Raw genomic sequence first — 16,765 nt, 5'->3', positions numbered from 1 at the left:
GCGGATGTGCTCAGTGCTGGTACGGCTGCTGGTGCGGCTGCCCGTACGCCTGCCGGCCCTGGCCGCTCTCGGCCTGCACCTGCAGCTGCTCCGCCTGCTCCTTCGTGATCTGCTGCTCGGCACCGCAGAAGGTGCACTGCGTCAGGTACTTGGTGGAGAACGGGAACAGCGGCACGAAGAACAGCGTGAACTTCGTGACGCGCTTTTTGAGGGTGTGCGCGGCGGGGTTGCCGCACCGGCCGCACACCAGCGTCAGTATCGCCAGCTGGTACAGATACCCCTTGGTACCGAAGATGATCATGTGGTGGTCCTTCCCGGGTCGGAGCCTGCCGATGGGCACCGGCGAGCGTCGGACGCCAGTCCCCCAGGGCCAGTCTCCCCCACCTCGCGCGCGGCCGGGCACGCGGTGGGCCGCCCCGTCGGCCGGCACGGTCCCCGCGAGGGTGGCCGCGAAGGCGTGGCGCGTCTTCGACCGGGGATGCCGGTGTCGGTGCGCGGGTTCGACCGGGGATGCCGGTGTCGGTACGCGGGTTCGACCGGGGATGCCGGTGTCCGTGCGCGGGCGTCCGCCGGTCCGTCCTGGGCACACGTCATCGGTGACCTCGGCTGACTTCGTCTTCACTCTGCTCGGTGCCGGCGCGCTCTGCGCGGCCGTACTGCCCCGTGTCGTGGCCGGAAGGCCGCTGTCCCTGCCGCTTGTCTTCCTCGGCTGCGGAGTCCTCGTCCAGTTGCTGGGGGCACCGCTGCCTGACATCGATCCCGTGGCCGACCGGGCGTGGGTGGAACACCTCACCGAGGTGTGCGTGATCATCTCGCTCATGGGCGCCGGGCTGGCGCTGAACCGTCCGTTCGGCCGTCGTCACTGGCGCGCCACCTGGCGGCTGCTCGGCGTCACCATGCCGCTGACCGTCGCGGCGGTGGCAGTACTCGCCTGGGCCGTACTGGGCTGGCCGCCGGCCGCGGCACTGCTGCTGGCGGCCGTGCTCGCGCCCACCGATCCGGTGCTGGCCTCGGAGGTGCGGGTGGGGGCACCGACCGACTCCGAGCACGACGAGGACGAGGTGCGCTTCGCCCTGACCAGCGAGGCCGGGCTCAACGACGGCCTCGCCTTTCCCGTCGTCGCGGCGGCGATCGCGCTGGCGTCGGCCGCGGGCGCGGGCCTGTCCGGCGGCTGGATCGGACACTGGGCGCTGGTCGACCTGGCGTACAAGTGCCTGGTCGGCGTGGTCGCGGGTCTCGGTGTCGGCGCGCTGCTCGGCTGGCTGTTCTTCCGTGCCGGCCGGCGTGCGATGCGGCTCTCCGAGCACCGGGAGGGCTTCGTCGCGCTGGGCGCCACGTTCCTCGCCTACGGGGTCACCGAGCTGGCGCACGGCTACGGGTTTCTGGCCGTGTTCATCACCGCCTGCCGCATCCGCTCCGCGGAACGGGCTCACGGCTACCACATGGTGCTGCACGACTTCGTGGAGCAGGTGGAGCGGCTGCTGACCGCGACGCTGCTCTTCCTGCTCGGTGTGTTCGTCGCCCAGGGCGGTCTGGCCCCGCTCTCCCCGGCGGGCGCGGCCGTCGGTCTGCTCCTGCTGCTGGTGATCCGGCCGCTGACCGGCTGGCTCGCCCAGTTCCGCACCGCCGCCGGGCCCCGGGAACGCGTCGTGATCGCCTTCTTCGGGATCCGCGGCATCGGCTCGCTGTTCTATCTCGCCTACGCGCTCGGCATCGAGAGTTTCCACGTCGCGGCCGGCGAGCTGTGGGCCGTGGTGGGCTTCACCCTGCTCGTCTCGGTCGCCCTGCACGGAGTGACCGCCTCCCCCGTCATCTCCCGGCTCGACCGGCTTCGCGCACTGCGGGCGCGGTTCGGCAGCCGGACGAGACGGGAGCCCAGCGAGGACGAGGTCGCGGGCGAGCGGCTGTGAGGGGCGCTCGCGGACGGTGGGATCGGCGAGCGCGCCCGGCGGCACCGACGTGGGTCCGGCCGGCCGCGCGCCCGCTGCTGGGCCGCCCTGGCCCCCGACCCGCCGTGCCGCCGGCCAGGGCCCGGCAGGGGCCGGTCTCCGAGGCAGGCGGGACGGAGGCCGGGCCCAGAGGAACCGGTGGCCGAGGCAGGCGGGACCGGTGGCCAAGTCCCGGCGGGACGGGGCCAGGGCTTCGGGGACGCGGGCCGGGACGCGGCCGGCGAGGCTCCGGCAGCAGCCACGTCGGCCCCCTCCCGCACCACACCGCACCACACCACACCGCACCACACCACACCACACCGCACCGCTACCGCACCGGGTGCCGGTCCCGCCGCCCCCTGTCGCTGACGCGTTCACGGAGTGCGCAGGGCCACCGCGGCACAGTGGCCCTCGGGGACGACGACGTCGGTGAGGAGCCATCCGGGCACGAGAGCCGGGTCGTGTCCGGAGCCGACGTAGTCGGCCGCCGGGTCGGCGGACAGACCCACGCCGAGGCCCTTCAGGTAGGCCTCCTTGCGGGTCCACACCCGGGTGAAGGCGGCGGGCCGCTCCGCCGCGGGGAGGAGCGCCAGTTCCGCGGCCTCCCTGGGATGCAGGACGTCGGAGGCCTCCAGGACGGTCGCGGGCGTCACCAGTTCCTCCACGTCCACGCCGACCGGCGCGGTGGCGAAGGCCAGCAGGCTCAGGCCGGTGCAGTGCGAGAGCGAGAAGTGCAGCGCGCCGTCCGGCAGTACGGGTCTGCCATGGGGCTCGTCGCAGTGCAGGCACGGTGCCCGTTCGACGGTGACGTCGCCCGGGGCGATGTCCAGGTACGCGCCGAGCAGCCGGCGCAGGGCGACGTGCGCGCAGACGTAGGAGTCACGGTCGGCGGCCCGGACGAACTCCGCGGCCCGGGCCAGCTCCTGGGCGTCCAGGGTGTGCGGCGCCTGCCGGTGGGCGTGCGACCGGTACGCGGTGGTGTCCACCAGCCACACCTCCGGGCCGGGGGCGGGTGCCGGGGTGCGCCCGGGGCCCGGCCCCGGACCGGTCAGCCGTCGCGGCAGCAGCAGTCGGGGAACGGTCAGGGTGGTCATGACCCTCCTTCAGGCGACGGGCACGGGCACATCGGTGGCGGCCGTCGCCGGCTCCTCCACCCGGGCGGGGTGGCGCAGGGCGATGACGGCGGCCAGGGGGGAGACGAAGGCGATCGTCCCGCACAGCAGCCACGTGGTCTGCACGCCGAGGACGAGGGACAGGGAACTGAACACGGCGATGGAGATCGGGGCGGTGCCGATGCCCGCCAGTGACAGCGTGGACATGGCGGCGCCCATCCGCTTCTCGGGCGCGGCCTGCTGGTAAAGGGTGACGATCGCCGGTCCGTTGAGCCCGGAGAGCAGACCCACGGCGGCGGCGACCGCGGTGAGCGAGAGCGCCGACGGCATCAGCGCCATGACCAGGATGCCCGCGGCCAGTCCGGCACCGGTCACGACCAGACGGACGTACATCGGGATGCGGTGCGCCAGGACCGCGCCGAGCGCGCTGGAGCCGAGGGCGCCGGCGCTGAAGGCGGCCAGCACCACGCCGACCGTGCCGACGCCCCAGCCGCGTTCGGAGACCAGCAGCGGCAGGGCGACCTCGGCGGGCCAGCTGAAGGCCATGTCCAGCGAGAGGGCGGCGATGAACATCCAGCGCAGCCGCGGGTGCCCGGCCAGCAGCCGGAAACCGTCGCCGGAGCGCCGGACGAGGGAGACGCCGGGTTCCGGCTTCGGGCGGGCGAAGCCGTGGGTGACGTGCAGCAGGCAGCCGAACCAGATCGCGCCGGTCACCGCGGCGGCGGCCATCGCGACCCACAGCTCCCCCGCCGCGATGAGGAACGCCCCGGCGGGGGCGCCGAGGATCGGGGCCACGCGGAGCACCATGGCGTACAGGGAGTTGGCGCGGGTCAACTGGTCGCCGCGGGCGAGCATGGGCAGCAGGACGCCGGAGGCGGGTCCGGCCAGGCCCAGCAGCACCCCCTCGATCAGGGCGATCGCGACCAGGGGCCAGAGCGACTGGGCGGTGGCGGTGATCACGGCGCCCACGGCCAGTAGCGCCACGCGGGCGCCGGTGGTGCGCAGCAGGACGAAACGCGGGCCCAGGGTGTCGGCGACCGCGCCGCCGAAGATGAGCATCAGCGCACGCGGCACGGTGGCGGCGAGCGTGAGCAGCGTGACCGCCCCTGTGCCACCGAGCTCGACGGCGGTCCAGTTCATGGCGATGAGCAGGGCGAAGCTGCCGAATTGGACGGCGGCTTGGCCGCCGACCAGGGAGGCGACCCGTCCCCAGGGGACCGGAGGGCGCTCGGTGGTGTCCATGGACGTAACCGTTCTGTGGGAGTGAGTGGAAGGAGTGGGAGGGAGCGGAGGGGGTGGGAGGGAGTGAGCGTGGAATCGGGGGTGTGGTTCGGGACAGGGGCCGCTTCAGGGACGGCGTGCGGCGGCGAGGGCGCGGTGCACGGCCCGGCGGACGGCGCGTGCCGTGGCGGCGGCGCCGGGCGGCCGTCCGTACGTGCGCAGGCGGAGATGACCGCCGAGGTGACCGAGCCCCGCTTCGGCGAGGGTGCGGGTCGCCACCGCGCCGACGTGACCGGGGCGGCCGGCAGCCGGCTCGACGACGACACCCGGCAGCGCGTCGGGGCCGGCCAGCCGGAACCGGGCCCGCACCAGGCTCCGCCCGGCGCCCGACCGGCTCATGGGCCTCCGCCTCCGGGCCCCGCGGAGGACTCCGCGACGCCGACCGCGCACCGCACGGACGCCACGCGCCGCGCCGCGCCCCGTACGGCCGGCGGAGCGTTCCGCGTCACGGGCCGCGCGGACAGGACCATCCACGTCACAACCCGCCAGGGCGTCGCGTTCCGTGTCCGCCGGGCTTTCGCGGTCGTCCGCCGTTCGGCCGGGGCCGGTCACCGCAGGTCTCCGGTGTGGGTGGCGGACGGTTCGGCGGGGTGGTGGGCGGGTGGCGTCGCCGGGTCCCACAGGTCGGCCGGGTCCAGGTCGGCGGGCCGGTACTTCCCCACCGCGCTGATCAGCAGCCGCAGTTCCAGGTCGAGCGCGTCGACGAGCCGGATCAGGCCCTCTTCGGGGTCCTCGTCCACGGCGAGCAGGGCCGCGCGGCCGAGGCCGACCGCGGCGGCGCCCAGGGCGAGGGCACGCATCGTCCGGCCGCCCTCCCAGATCCGGCCGGTGACCAGCAGATCGCCGACGGGCGGGCCGATGCGGCGCAGGCACTCGCCGAGCGGCAGGCCCACGTGGTCGAGGAAGACGCGGGGTGCCCAGCCGGTGCCGCCCTCCGCGCCGTCCACGGTGACCGCGTCGGCCCCGGCGGCCCACGCGACGGCGGTGGCCCGCGCGATGTCGCGCCCCGGGTGGAACTTCACCCAGGTGCGGGCGAGGGGGAAGTTGTTCCGCATGAAGCGCAGTTGCTGGCGGACGATCTCCTCGGTGAACGTGCCCGGGGTGGCGCACCGCAGCCGTCGCTCCGGGTCGTCCAGCACGTCGTGCACGCCGAACTGCCCGGCGAGGCGCCGCGCTTCGTCGGCGTCGACGACGGTCATGCCGCCGAGGCCGGGCTTGGCGCCCTGGCCGACCTTGAGTTCGAAGCCGAGCCGGCCGGAGTCGCGCAGGGAGCGGGTGCCGGGGTCGCTGTAGAGGAGGTTCCACACCTCGGAGTCGGCGTCCTCGGTGGACTGCTGGACCACGACTCCGCCGATGCCGTCGGGTACGGCGTCCGCGTAGGCGGCGATCCGCTCCAGCAGGGCCGAGCGTGTCGTGCCGGCGTCCGCGCCGCGCCGGTAGCCGTGCACCGGCACCATGTTCTCGCCGATCACCATCGGTATCCCGAGCCGGGCCGCCTGCCGGGCGGAGGCCGGACCCAGGTCGCCGTTGCCGGCCCGGGTGGAGCCGAACGCCGAGAGGTAGAGGGGCAGTCGGGTGGTGAACCCGCCGGTCCGTCCGGTCAGGTCCACGTCGTCGTGGGAGGGTTCGCGGCCGAGGTCGATCAGTTTCTCCAGGCGGCGCGGCATGAACACCGGCGGGACGATCCGCAGCCCGTCCAGGTCGTCCGGGGTGCCGGGGGTGTCCGGCGGGGCGGGGTGCGCGGCTCCGAACAGTTCGCCGCCGTACGTGTCCGCCGCCGGGAAGACCGTCGCCGTGCCGTTCCTGGCCCGTGCCCGTACCTGCTCCTCGGGGAACCCGGTCGCGTGCAGGCCGCTCACGGCGCGATCACCCCCGGCAGCTTCGGGTAGGCGCTGACCTGCCACAGGGCGTCGAGGCCGGTCAGGAAGCGGACCAGTCGTTGCAGCCCCATGCCGAAGCCGGCGCTGGGGCTGATGCCTTCGCGGGCCAGTTCCAGGTACCAGGCGTACTTGGCGGGGTTCTCGCCGCTCTCGCGCATCCGCGTCACGAGGGTCGCGTAGTCGGACTCGCGCTCGCTGCCGCTGACCAGTTCGCCGTAGCCGCCGTGCGCGATCAGGTCGAAGTTGCGCAGCACGCCGGGGCGGTCGGGGTCCTCGCGGTCGTAGAAGCCGCGTGAGCCCTTGGGGTAGTCGTCGACGAAGAACGGCCGGTCGGCCTCCAGGGACAGCAGTCGCTCGCCGGCCCAGTCGATCTCCGCGTCGTGGCTCTGCGGGTGGCCGTTCGCCACCAGCCGGGCCACCGCCTCCTCATGGGTGCGGACGTCGAACTTGCCGGACCGCAGCTCCGCGAAGTCCATTTCGTCGCGGCCCAGATCGCGCAGCACGTCGGGCAGGGCCGCCCAGACGTGCTCCACGACGTGGGTCAGCAGACCGGCGGCGATCTCCTGTACGTCCTCGCGGGTGCCCGACGCCAGCTCGACGTCGATCTGGTGGAACTCGACGAGGTGCCGGCCGGTGCCGGCGGTCTCCGGCGGTTCCACGCGGACGTTCGGCGCGACGTAGAACAGGCGCGGGAAGCCCTTCAGGGAGGCCTGCTTGTACAGGATGGCGCTGGTCATCAGCTTGTACGGGTGACCGTAGTAGTCGACGTCGAGGGCTTTGGCGCCTCGGCCGCCGGGGTCGGTCACCGGTCCGACGAGCGGGGGCAGCAGCTCGACGAAGCCCTCGCCGCGCAGGAACTCCCGCGCCGCGTACAGGGCTTCCTGCTGCACCAGCATCGCGGACCGCAGGGTCGGTGATGCCAGGTGTTCGCCCAGTGCGGGTGGGGTGGTGAGGTCCATGTCGTCTCCTTGTCCTGTGGGTGAGGGGGCGGGCCGGACGTGCGCGATGTCCGGGAGGGGGCGGGGCGGCCCGTCGTAGCGGTCGGCGACCGCGTCCAGGGCCCGCAGCAGTGCGTGGGAGGTCATGGGGACGCGGGCGCCGGGTGGTGTGCGCGGTGCCACGGGCATCCGCCCGACGTCGGACCAGTGCAGCCGTCCGTCGGGGCCGAGGAAGCTGCGGCTGCGGCCCGCGTTGTCCGGGTGCAGGCAGTACGGGACGTCCAGCACGCCTCGCGCGAACGCGGTCCGCAGCGCTCGTCCCGGGTCGTCGGAGAGTTCCAGCACGGCCTCCAGGAAGGCGCGGGCCTCCCGGTAGACCTGGCTGTCGGTGCCGTCGGGCTCCCGGTGGTCCGGGGCGGCGGGGCGGCCCCGGTGGTCGTCCCCGCGCTCCGCGAGGGCGGCGGCGGCCGCCGTCTCCAGCGCCCGGACGTTCTCCGCGACGGTCGGGATGCGGTGGGCCTCGGCGGCCGTCTTGACGATGAGCCGCCGTGCCCCGGCGCGGACCGCGAGTCGCGCCGAGTCCTCCAGGAGCCCGGTGGCGCCGTGCCGGGTGCGGGGGAAGACGCCCATGTAGGTGTAGAGCACCACGTGCCGGTCGGCGTCGGGGGGCAGGAACTCCTCGGCCAGCCGGCGCAGCGCCCGTACCGCCTCCGCGTCCTGCGTGGTGTCGGTCTGCTGGGCGTAGCTGAGGGAGACGCTGCGGATGCCGTGCCGGACGAAGAACAGTCCCTCCAGCAGGCTGAGCGCGACCAGCAGGCCCGGCGGGCACAGCTGGCCGAGCATGCAGCCGCCGAAGCTCTCCAGGTGCGGGACGCGGGGCGCGGGCACCAGGGCGGCCAGCAGTTCGCAGGCGCGGGACCAGTTGTCCACGGACTCGGCGAGCGGCGTGCGGCCGTAGGGCAGGCAGTAGGAGACGGGGCCGCCCTCGGTGGCGTCCAGTCCGGCGGCGGTCAGGGCGCGGATGATCGGCTCGGGCCGGGAGGAGCCGTGCCGGACCTGGACGGGGAAGCCGAAGGCCGGTGTGCCGTGCAGCAGTTCGCGGGTGACGTCGGCGGGGTGGGTGGCGATGGGGTAGCCGTTGAGCGGGAGGCCCTCGGCGAGCGCGGCCCGCGCCCCGGCGAGGTCGCCGACCCGGGTGTAGCTGTCGATGGTGAGGGTGCCGACGGTGGTGGCGGCGGCGCGGCGGGTCCGTTCCAGTCCGGCGCGCATCGCGCGGGGGTCGCTGAAACCCATGCGGGGCTGGACGACGAGCCGGCCGGCGGCGGCCGCGGCGGCGACGAACCGTCCGAAGGACGTGGCGTCGGCCGGTGCGGCCGGGCTCCGGTCGGCGGGCGCGGGCGGTGGGGCCGCGCCCGGTGCGGCGAGCCCGGCGGCGGTGTTCACGCGGCGGCCCGTCGGTCGAACGCCTCGTCCAGCCAGCTCCGCAGTGCCGCGGTGTCCCCGTCGTCGAAGACGGCCGCGCACCCGGCGTCCAGCAGCCGGCGGCGGCGCTCGGGGTCGGCCTGCCCGGCGACGCCCAGCTTGCCGCCGATGACGACGGGCGGGTGCGGGCCGGCCGCGCGCAGGGCGCGCACGGCGTTCAGTCCGTCGCGGTACCCGTGCCCGTTCACGCTGCTGATGACCACCAGGTCGGGCCGCTCGGCCGCGCAGGCGGCGGTCAGCTGCTCGTCGGTGACGCAGGGCCCCAGGTTGCGCACCTGGTGTCCCAGCTCCTCCAGGAACAGCTGGAGATAGACGAGGTTCCAGGTGTGGGAATCCGAGGCCGTCCCGGTCAGCAGGGTCTGCACATTCCGTCGTCGCATGGTGAGAAATCTAGGTTCCCGGAGGATGCCCGAGGGGAAGTTTCGGCGGCAGTCCGACGGCAGATGAAAGGGGCGGCGACCGGACGCGAAAAAGGCCGCGCCCCGTGATGTCACGGGGCGCGGCCGGCGGCGCGAAGGGTTTTCCGAGGTCGCAGTCCTTCGGGCCGGGTTCGGGAATGCCGGGGTTCAGGAATACTGCGCGACCAGGCTGCGCGGGCGGATGTCGGTCCAGTTCGCCGCCACGTACTCCAGGGCGCCGTCACGCGTACCCGGCCCCCAGGCGGTGTCCCAGCCTGCGGGAACGTCCGCGAAGACGGGCCACAGGGCGTGCTGGCCCTCCGCGTTGACCACGACGTGGAAGGTGCCCTCGGCGTCGTCGAAGGGGTTGGTCATGACAGGCTCCTCAATTTCTCGGAAAGGATTCGGCCGATCAGGGCGAGCGGTTCGGGTTCTCCCATTCTGGTGTGGGGAACCCCGATCAGATGATTTTCGACAGTGCCGTCGATATAGGGCATCCAGTTGTGGACGAGGGTGTTCTCCGTTTCTCCTTCCTCCAGCGCCCCCAGGAATACGAGGTCGGTTTCCACCGGGCGCGGGGAATACAGGTTCATGATTTCGGCGTGATTGATGGAGGCGTCGATCACCGAGCGGATCTCGTCGTCGGAGAAGGCGCCGAGCACGGGGTCCTTGAGGCGGACCAGTTCGATGAGGGCCGCCACGTCGAAGGGGGCGTCCTCGGGTTCGTCGGAGGCGTCGCCGACGAGCATGTCGCGTTTCTGCGCCGGGGTCATCCGGCGCCGTTCCGGCTCGGTCGGCAGCAGATGGACGTCCATCATGGCCAGCAGGTCGGTGCGCTCGCCGAGGTCGGCCAGGCGTGTGGCCAGTGCGTGGGCGACGGTGCCGCCGAAGGACCAGCCGAGGAAGCGGTAGGGGCCGTGCGGCTGGATCTCACGGATCAGCGGCAGGTAGTCCTCGGCCATTTCCTCCACCGACTGCGGGGAGTGGCCGAGTTCGCCCAGGGCCCGTGCCTGGACGGCGTAGAGCGGCTGGTCGGGGCCGAGGTGCCGGGTGAGGCCGGCGTACGTCCAGCCGACGCCGGTGCCCGGGTGGACGCAGAACAGCGGTGGCCGGCCGCCCTTGGTCTGGAGGGGAAGCAGGACGCCCATCGGGTCGAAGCCGCTCGGCTCGTCGGCCAGCAGCCCCGCCACCGTCGGGGTGCGGAACAGGTCCCGTACGCCCAGTTCGAGGCCGAGGACCGCCCGCATCCGGCTGATCAGCCGCACGCCGAGCAGTGAGTGGCCGCCCAGGGTGAAGAAGTTGTCGTCGATGCCCACGTCCTCGACGCCGAGCACTTCGGAGAAGAGGCCGCACAGCAGCTCCTCGCGCGGGGTGCGCGGTGCCCGGCCGCTGGTGCGGACGGCCGGTTCGGGGGCGGGCAGGGCCTTGCGGTCGGGTTTGCCGTTGACGGTCAGCGGGATCGCGTCGAGCAGCACCGCCGCCGAGGGCACCATGTGTTCGGGCAGTTCGCCGGCCGCCCACCGCAGCAGGTCCGGGCCGGTCAGGTCGTGGCCGGTGCGCGGCACGGCGTAGGCGACCAGCCGTTTGCCGCCCGGACCGTCGTCGAGGACCACCACGGCGGCCTGCCCGACTGCCGGGTGCCGGGCGAGGGACGCCTCGATCTCGCCGGGTTCGATGCGGAAGCCGCGCAGCTTGACCTGGCCGTCGGCCCGGCCGAGGAAGCGCAGTTCGCCGTCGGGCGTCCACTGCACGAGGTCGCCGGTGCGGTACATCCGCCCGCCGTCCGCGCCGAACGGGTCGGCCACGAACCGCTCGGCGGTCAGCCCCGGCCGGCCGACGTAGCCGCGCGCCACCTGGGTGCCGGCGATGTACATCTCGCCCGGCACTCCGACCGGCACGGGCCGCAGCCGTTCGTCCAGGACGTAGACGCGGGTGTTGTCGAGGGGCACGCCGAGGTGGACGCCGTGCAGGGTGCGCTCGGTGACGGTGAAGCGCTGGTGGTGCGAGGCGAAGGTGGTCTCGGTCGGGCCGTAGCTGTGCACCAGGACGGTGTCCGGGCAGTGCGTCAGCACCCGCTGGAGTGCCTCCGGGGAGGCGACGTCGCCGCCGGTCCACACCTCGTCGAGCAGTTTGAGGGTGTCCAGGCCCTCGTCGGCGAGTATGTGGAACAGGCCCATCGTGAAGTAGGCGGCCGTCACGCCGTGCGTGCGGACGGTGTGGTCGATCTCCGCGAGGTCGGTGCCGTCCCCGGGGCAGATCACCAGCTGCCCGCCGCCGAGCAGCGGCACCCACAGTTCGTAGGTGGAGGCGTCGAAGCCGATCGCGGAGTGCACCAGCATGCGGCGGTGGTGCCGCCGGTTCCAGCACCGGTCGGTGACGAGTTCCACGACGTTGCGGTGGGTCACGCCGACGCCCTTGGGCCGGCCCGTGGAGCCGGAGGTGAACATGATGTACGCCAGCGCGTCCTCGCCGACCGCCGCGTCCGGTGCGTCCGCGCGGGCCGCGTCCACGGTGCCGGGGGCGTCCACCGCCAGCACGCGCACCCCGGCCGCCGCCTCCGCGGCCACCGACGGCGCGGCGAGGTGCGCCCGTTGGGTGAGCAGGACCGTGGCTCCGGTGTCCTCGGTCATCATCCGCACCCGCGCCGTGGGCAGCCGCGGGTCCATCGGCACGTACGCCGCCCCGCACTTGAGCACGGCCAGCGCGGCCACCAGCAGCAGCGGTGTGCGGTCCATCAGGACGCCGACCGCCGCGTCCCGGCCGACGCCTGCGGCGAGCAGGGTGTGCGCCAGGGCGTTGGCGCGGGCGTCCAGTTCGGCGTAGGTGACCTGTTCGTCGCCGTGGCGCAGGGCGATCCGGTCGGGGGTGCGCCGGGCCTGGGCGGCGAACCGCTCGTGCACCAGGCCGCAGGCGGCGCGGGGGGTGGCCGTGTCGTTGTAGTCGGTCAGCAGCCGGAACTCCTCCTCGGCAGTCAGCAGCGCGATGTCGGCGATGCGCTGCGCCGGGTCCTCGGCGACCGCCCGCAGGGTCCGCTCCAGGTGGGCGGTGAGCATGCGTGCCGTAGCGGCGTCGTAGAGGTCCGTGGCGTACTCCAGTACGCCGACGAGTCCGGCGGCCCTTCCGTCGGTGCTCCGGGTCTCCTTGAGGGACACGGTCAGGTCGAACTTGGTGAATCCGGAGTCGGTGCCCAGCGGGGTGCCGGACAGCGCGGTGCCCGCGGCCGTCGCCGGTTCGGCCGGCTCCACCTGAACGATCGTCTGCACGAGCGGGTGGCGGTCGGTGGACCGGCGCGGGTTGAGGCGTTCCACGACGAGGTCGAAGGGGAGTTCCTGGTGCGCGAAGGCGGCCAGGTCGGTGGCGCGCACCCGGTCGAGCAGTTCGGCGAACCGCGGGTTGCCGGAGGTGTCGCAGCGCAGGACGAGGGTGTTGACGAAGAACCCGACCAGGTCGTCGAGGACCTCGTCGTCGCGGCCGGCGACCACCGTGCCCAGCGGCAGGTCGGTGCCCGCTCCGTGCCGGGTGAGCAGTGACGCCAGCGCCGCCTGCACCACCATGAACAGGGTGGCCCCGTGGTCCAGGGCGAGCCGCTCCAGCCGGGCGTGCACGTCCGCGTCGAGGTGGACGGGCACGTACGCGCCGCGCATCGACGCCTCGGCCGGACGGATCTTCGCCGGGGTGGGTGTCAGTGCCTCGGGGGCGCCCGCGAGGGTGTCCCGCCAGAAGGCCACGTGCTCGTCGGCGGCCGTGCCGTCCAGGGCGGCGCGTTCCCACAGCGTGTAGTCCGTGTACTGCACCGGCAGCGGTCGCCACGCCGGTGCCCGTCCGGCCTCGCGTGCCTCGTAGGCGGCGGCGAGGTCCGCGAGGAGGGGTCCGGTGGACCAGCCGTCGGCGGCGATGTGGTGGACCTGGAGCACCAGGATCTGCCCGGCGCCCTCCTCGGTGACCAGGGTGGCCCGCAGCGGCAGGTCGGCGGCCAGGTCGAAGACGTGGCCGGCGGCGGCGTCCACGGCGTCCGCCGCGCCGCCGGCCGGGCAGTCCACGAGGTCCAGCACGGGGCGGGCGGCGTCGCCGGTCAGCACACGCTGGAAGGGTTCGCCGTCCACGGCCGGGTACACGGTGCGCAGGACCTCGTGCCGTGCGGTCACGTCGGCCAGCGCCTCGGCGAGCACGGCCGCGTCCAGCGTCCGGTCCAGGCGCAGGGCGAAGGGGATGGTGTAGGAGCGGCTCGGGCCCTCCATCTGGTCCACGAACCACAGCCGGCGCTGCGCGTACGACAACGGCACCCGCGCGGGCCGCAAACGGTCCGGCACGGGCACCGGTCCGGGGCGCCCGGACGGCAGGCCCTGGCCGGCCAGGCGTGCCGCGAGTCGGCGGGGGGTGGGGGCGAGGAACAGGTCCCGGATGCGGGCCTGGACGCCCCAGGTGGCGCGGATGCGGTTCACCAGGCGGACGCCGTGCATCGAATGCCCGCCCACCGAGAAGAAGTTGTCGTCCGGGCCGACCTTGCCGCGGCCGATCACCTCGGCGAACAGGGCGCGCAGTGCCTCCTCGGCCTCCGGCCGCCCGGCGGTGGCGGCGGTGCGGGACCGGGCCGTCTCCTCCTGCCGTCGGGCGTGCTCAAGTCCGTTGCGCAGGGCGGTGATCCGGGCCTGTTCCGCGGGGGTGGGCAGCCGGTGTCCGGCCGCGGGGGCGGCCGGGTCGGCGGCGCCGCGTTCCAGGGCCCGGACGAACAGGTCGAGCAGCAGCTGCGCCGTCCCGGGTTCGAACAGGTCGGCCGCGTACTGCCACCACACCTTCAGACCGCCGTCGGGCAGGGCCACGCAGGAGGCGCTGAGGTCGAACTTGGCCGCCTCCAGGCCCGGTTCGGCGAACCGCCCGGCCAGCGGGCCGCCGGCCGCGGTGGCGGAGCCGTCGTCCGTCTCGGCGGTGAGCATCACCTGGAAGAACGGGTTCACGGCCAGGGCGCGCTCGGGTGCCAGGTGCTCCACCAGCAGGTCGAACGGGAGGTCCTGGTGGGCGTAGGCGGCCAGGTCCGCGTCCCGGGTCCGGTCCACCAGCTCGGCGTACGAGAGCGGCCCCGACACGTCGGTGCGCAGCACCAGGGTGTTGACGAAGAAGCCCACGAGACCGTCCAGGGCCTCGTCGCCCCGGCCCGCGACCGGGGTGCCGATCGCGATGTCCTCCCCCGCCCCGGCCGCGGCCAGGGCCAGTGCCAGGGCCGGTTGCAGCACCATCAGCAGACTCGCCCCCCGCTCCTCCCCCAGGGCGGTCAGCCGCCGCAGCACGTCGGGGCCGAGGGTGGCGGTCAGGGTGGCGCCGGCGCCGGTGGGCTCGGCCGGGCGGGGGCGGTCAGCGGGCAGGTCCAGCACGGTGGGCATGCCGTCGAGAGCGGCCCGCCAGTGCGCCAGCAGTGCGGCCGGGTCGGCCAGCAGGTCGCGCTGCCACAGGGTGTAGTCCGCGTACTGCACCGGCAGGGGCTCCCAGTCGGGCGTCCCACCCGCGCGGCGGGCCGCGTAGGCGGTGCCCAGGTCGTGCAGCAGAGGGCCGACGGACCAGCCGTCGGTGGCGATGTGGTGGGTGAGCAGCACGAGCGTCGCCCGCCGGTCGGCGTCCTCCTCCGTTCCGGTCAGGAACAGGGCGGCGCGCAGCGGCAGTTGGCACGCCAGGTCGAAGGTGCCGGAGGTGAACCGGGCCACGGCGGTCGCGACGTCCGGTGCGGCGCAGGTCCGCACGTCCAGCGGGACCGGGGGCGCGTCGAGGACGTGCTGGTACGGCTCCCCGTCGACGGCCGGGTACACGGTCCGCAGCACCTCGTGCCGCTCCACCAGGTCGCCGAGGGCCGCCGCCAGTGCCGTCGTGTCGGGCACCTCGTCCAGCCGCAGCACCACCGGCAGGTGGTAGGTGGTCGACGGCCCTTCCAGGGCGGCGAGGAACCACAGCCGGCGCTGCGCGTAGGACAGCGGCACCCGGTCCTCGGCGGTCGGCGGGTCCCCCGCGAACACGTCGTACGCCGGGTCGGGCGCGGCGGACGGGGCGGGCGGCGCCGGCCGCGCGGCACGGGCTCTGAGCGCCTTGCGGTCGATCTTGCCGGACGAGGTGCGGGGCAGCGCGTCCACCGTGGTGAACGTCGCGGGCACGGCGGCGGCGGGCAGCGAGCGCCGGGTGTGTTCGCGCAGGGCGTCCGGGCCGGTGCCGGCGACGACGTAGGCGGCGAGCTGCTTGCCGCCGCCGGGCGCGTCCACGGCGACGACGGCGGCCTCGCGGACGTCCGGGTGGCCGGAGAGCACCGACTCCACGGACGCCGGGTCGACGCGGTGGCCGTTGATCTTCACCTCGTCGTCGGCGCGGCCCACGAAGCCGAGCTGCCCGTCCTCCCGTAGGCGCGCCAAGTCGCCGGTGCGGTAGGCGCGTTCCGTGCCGAGCCGGGTGAAGCGGCGTTCGGTCAGGTCCGGTCGCCCGAGGTAGCCGTGGGCCAGTCCGCCGCCCAGCAGCCACAGTTCGCCGTCCACCACGGCGGCGCGAACGCCGGGCAGGGGCGTGCCGATGGGCACCGGGCCGCCCGTGTGCCGGGACAGGTCCGCGACGGTGGCGACGACGGTCGCCTCGGTGGGCCCGTAGGTGTTCAGCAGCCGCACCCGGTCCGGGTCGACGGCCGCGCACCACTGGGCCACGCGCTCGGGCAGCGCGGCCTCGCCGCCGATGATCACGGTCCGCAGGGCGGGCGGCAGTTCGGCGACCCCGGCGGCCAGCGCGTGCGCCAGCTCGTGCCAGTACGCGGTGGGCAGGTCGAGCACGCTGACGCCGTGGGCGGCACAGCCGGCCAGCAGCCCCGGCACGTCGAGCATCTCCTCGTCCCGCAGGACGAGCGTGGCGCCCGCGCCCAGGGCGCAGAACACCTCCTCCACGCTCGCGTCGAAGTGCAGCGGGGCGAACTGGAGCACGACGTCGTCGGCGGTGATGCCGTACACGGCGGTCGCGGCGGCGGTGAAACGGGCGAGCGCGTCCTGCCCGACGACCACGCCGTTCGGGGTGCCGGTGGAGCCCGAGGTGTAGATGACGTACGCGGCGTCCGGGTCGACGCCCGGGCCGGGCAGCACACATTCGCCGTCGACGGTCGCGAGGTCCGTTCCCGTGCAGTCGGTGAGGACGGCGGCGGTCCGGGCGGCGGGGGCGGCGGGGTCCAGCGGCAGGTAGGCGGCTCCCGTCCGCAGGGCGGCGAGCAGCCCCACGACGGCGTCGATGCCGCGCGGCCGGCAGACGGCCACCAGGCGTCCCGGCCCGGCCCCCTGCGCGGCCAGCTCGTCGGCGCGGAACGCGACGGCGAGGGCCAACTGGCCGTAGGTCAGGCGGCGTTCGCCGTGTACGAGGGCGATCCGCTCGGCGTCCTGCCCGGCGATCCGGTCCAGGACGCGGGGCGCCGGGAGGGGCGCCGGGCCGCCGTCCAGGACGGCGGACGCGGTGGGGGCGGTCGAGGGCATCGCGGAGCCTCCAGGCGAAGGGTCGGGGAGGAGCGGGTGGCTGGTGTGCTCCCACGCTAGGGACGCCGGGGGCGCGGCAGCGGCAGTCACCGGGGCAGCTGCGCGGCGTCCGTCCGGTGGCGCGCTGCCGGTCGGGGTGCGGTACTGCCGGTGTATCTGCCGCAGGAGCGCGGAAGCGGGATGCCGCCGGGGGCGTCGGGCTCACAGGAGGCCGTGTCGCCTCGGCGGGGGCCGCCTTCCGCACGCGACAGCCCGGCGCCCGTGCCCC

General features: G+C 74.5%; 10 protein-coding genes. 1 reads left to right on the top strand and 9 read right to left on the bottom strand.

Translation table 11 applies throughout. From position 1 onward, the window contains the following. Nucleotides 1-10: 10 nt before the first annotated feature. Nucleotides 11-301 carry a zinc-ribbon domain-containing protein gene (locus tag QC282_RS23930; RefSeq protein ID WP_279551609.1) on the bottom strand — a complete coding sequence of 97 codons (291 nt, stop codon included), beginning with the start codon at nucleotides 299-301 and terminating at the stop codon, nucleotides 11-13. 295 nt (nucleotides 302-596) lie between these two features. On the opposite strand from QC282_RS23930, the gene QC282_RS23925 reads away from it, so the two are divergent. Further along, nucleotides 597-1,910, top strand: a complete 1,314-nt coding sequence (locus QC282_RS23925) for a cation:proton antiporter (RefSeq protein ID WP_279551608.1) — start codon at nucleotides 597-599, stop codon at nucleotides 1,908-1,910. 392 nt (nucleotides 1,911-2,302) lie between these two features. On the opposite strand, the gene QC282_RS23920 is transcribed toward QC282_RS23925, so the two are convergent. The 8 genes from QC282_RS23920 to QC282_RS23880 all read right to left on the bottom strand — a co-directional run bounded on the left by QC282_RS23920 (nucleotide 2,303) and on the right by QC282_RS23880 (nucleotide 16,497). Further along, nucleotides 2,303-3,022, bottom strand: a complete 720-nt coding sequence (locus QC282_RS23920; protein WP_279551607.1) for a 4'-phosphopantetheinyl transferase superfamily protein — start codon at nucleotides 3,020-3,022, stop codon at nucleotides 2,303-2,305. 9 nt (nucleotides 3,023-3,031) lie between these two features. Further along, on the bottom strand, nucleotides 3,032-4,282 hold the full coding sequence (locus QC282_RS23915; RefSeq protein WP_279551606.1) for an MFS transporter: 1,251 nt from the start codon (nucleotides 4,280-4,282) through the stop codon (nucleotides 3,032-3,034). Nucleotides 4,283-4,387: 105 nt separating this feature from the next. Next, nucleotides 4,388-4,660, bottom strand: coding sequence for a hypothetical protein (locus QC282_RS23910; protein WP_279551605.1), 273 nt, complete (start codon nucleotides 4,658-4,660; stop codon nucleotides 4,388-4,390). A 209-nt stretch (nucleotides 4,661-4,869) separates the two neighbouring features. Further along, entirely contained in the window at nucleotides 4,870-6,180 is a 1,311-nt protein-coding gene (locus tag QC282_RS23905) for a glutamate synthase-related protein (protein WP_279551604.1), read from the bottom strand. After that, nucleotides 6,177-8,582: an amino acid--tRNA ligase-related protein gene (locus QC282_RS32355; RefSeq protein ID WP_336621084.1), complete on the bottom strand. Its 2,406-nt coding sequence runs from the start codon at nucleotides 8,580-8,582 to the stop codon at nucleotides 6,177-6,179. Before QC282_RS32355 ends, QC282_RS23905 begins: the two co-directional genes overlap by 4 nt. Then, on the bottom strand, nucleotides 8,579-9,001 hold the full coding sequence (locus tag QC282_RS23890; RefSeq protein ID WP_279551603.1) for a cobalamin B12-binding domain-containing protein: 423 nt from the start codon (nucleotides 8,999-9,001) through the stop codon (nucleotides 8,579-8,581). The genes QC282_RS32355 and QC282_RS23890 overlap by 4 nt, the downstream gene beginning before the upstream one ends. A gap of 186 nt (nucleotides 9,002-9,187) precedes the next feature. Then, a complete protein-coding gene (locus QC282_RS23885) occupies nucleotides 9,188-9,394 on the bottom strand; it encodes an MbtH family protein (RefSeq protein WP_279551602.1) in 207 nt (68 codons plus the stop codon). Further along, entirely contained in the window at nucleotides 9,391-16,497 is a 7,107-nt protein-coding gene (locus QC282_RS23880) for a non-ribosomal peptide synthetase (protein ID WP_279551601.1), read from the bottom strand. The genes QC282_RS23885 and QC282_RS23880 overlap by 4 nt, the downstream gene beginning before the upstream one ends. Nucleotides 16,498-16,765: the final 268 nt, after the last annotated feature.

Source organism: Streptomyces sp. DH24, from assembly GCF_029813775.1.
GTDB lineage: Bacteria > Actinomycetota > Actinomycetes > Streptomycetales > Streptomycetaceae > Streptomyces.
Note: the sequence above shows the minus strand (reverse complement) of the source record. Positions and strands in the feature narration are given on the sequence as shown.

What these genes read in the sequence shown, in the direction of transcription:
- QC282_RS23910 (WP_279551605.1), bottom strand. Translation starts at nt 4,660, where the DNA reads ATGAGCCGGTCGGGCGCCGGGCGGAGCCTGGTGCGGGCCCGGTTCCGG.
- QC282_RS23920 (WP_279551607.1), bottom strand. Translation starts at nt 3,022, where the DNA reads ATGACCACCCTGACCGTTCCCCGACTGCTGCTGCCGCGACGGCTGACC.
- QC282_RS23885 (WP_279551602.1), bottom strand. Translation starts at nt 9,394, where the DNA reads ATGACCAACCCCTTCGACGACGCCGAGGGCACCTTCCACGTCGTGGTC.
- QC282_RS23930 (WP_279551609.1), bottom strand. Translation starts at nt 301, where the DNA reads ATGATCATCTTCGGTACCAAGGGGTATCTGTACCAGCTGGCGATACTG.
- QC282_RS23915 (WP_279551606.1), bottom strand. Translation starts at nt 4,282, where the DNA reads ATGGACACCACCGAGCGCCCTCCGGTCCCCTGGGGACGGGTCGCCTCC.
- QC282_RS23880 (WP_279551601.1), bottom strand. Translation starts at nt 16,497, where the DNA reads ATGCCCTCGACCGCCCCCACCGCGTCCGCCGTCCTGGACGGCGGCCCG.
- QC282_RS23890 (WP_279551603.1), bottom strand. Translation starts at nt 9,001, where the DNA reads ATGCGACGACGGAATGTGCAGACCCTGCTGACCGGGACGGCCTCGGAT.